The organism is Pseudomonas sp. P5_B2 (genome assembly GCF_056400445.1).
Window position 1 is genome coordinate 1 of the sequence record NZ_JBFULH010001090.1, and the last position, 1,023, is coordinate 1,023.

General features: G+C 55.9%; 1 protein-coding gene and 1 pseudogene. One reads left to right on the forward strand and one right to left on the reverse strand.

All coding sequences use genetic code 11. The features are described 5' to 3' along the window. A pseudogene (locus tag AC1DRJ_RS29370) lies at positions 1 to 304 on the forward strand (alcohol dehydrogenase catalytic domain-containing protein); the annotation flags it as partial. 201 nt (positions 305 to 505) lie between these two features. Here AC1DRJ_RS29370 and AC1DRJ_RS29375 read toward each other — a convergent pair. Continuing rightward, entirely contained in the window at positions 506 to 919 is a 414-nt protein-coding gene (locus AC1DRJ_RS29375; RefSeq protein WP_477805214.1) for a phosphoglycerate mutase family protein, read from the reverse strand. Positions 920 to 1,023 lie beyond the last annotated feature (104 nt).

The following is a 1,023-nucleotide window of genomic DNA, read 5'->3' on the forward strand; positions in this document are numbered from 1 at the left end:
CAATTACCACGACCTCGGCGTCGTTACCGGCCATGCCCGCGCGGAGAATGTGCGCATCCCCATGTCCGATGGTGCCGGAGTCGTCACCGCTGTCGGCGAAGGTGTGACCGAGTTCGCCGTTGGCGATCACGTGGTGTCGTGCTTCTTCCCCTTCTGGCAATCGGGCCGCGTCGTGCCCACCACCTTCCAGACGGTGCCTGGCGATGGCGTCGACGGCTTTGCCCGCGAAGTGGTCAACATGGCCACTGATGCCTTCACCCTCGCGCCCAAGGGCTACACCCACGAAGAAGCCGCCAGGTTATCCAGACCAGCGGGGTGTTGCAGTTGTATGACTTTCATGATGCTCCTTGAGTTAGTCCGACGCTACATCACGCATGCTCGTCATATCGATGACGAAGTGGTACTTCAAGTCTTTGCTTGGCAGACAGTACGTGTTGATGCCCTTCATAACAATGATTTAGCTGTGAGTGTCTCAAAGACCAATTACACACCCATTCACACCCATTTAATGCCATTTAACCGTATCTACGCGCCCGAGCAGACTATCGAACGACTCAGCGCCTGGCCCATCAATCATCGCCGCGTCACCGTTCTCCCAGTAGCTTTGTGCGTGTGGCTGTCGGTCAGTCTGAGTAGTGCCAGCAAAGCGGTTTGGGTTTGGGCTCAAATACGTAAATTCTTCGACGGGCCACAGTTCGAATGGAACGTGGGGGAAGTGCGCTGCTGTTGGCAGTGCAGTTGCGATGGCGCGTTCGAAGGGGGATGAGATRATTAGGTCGGGTGCGGACGTAATGGAGTCAGCAAGTGTCYGACCTTGAAGCAGGCCCTTTTCAGTCAGCGGTATTGAGTCCGGCGATGTAGTGGCAAGACCCGCGTTCGCGGCGCTCTCAGCGTGGCGTATCAACCTTGCGATTTTCATCGCAGACCTTCTGTTTGATTTGGCTAAACACCTCACTTGTCCTTGGTGGTGCCGCGCTGTTCGTCATTCCAAAATTCAGTGAGCTCGTCTATTCGATCCGCGAT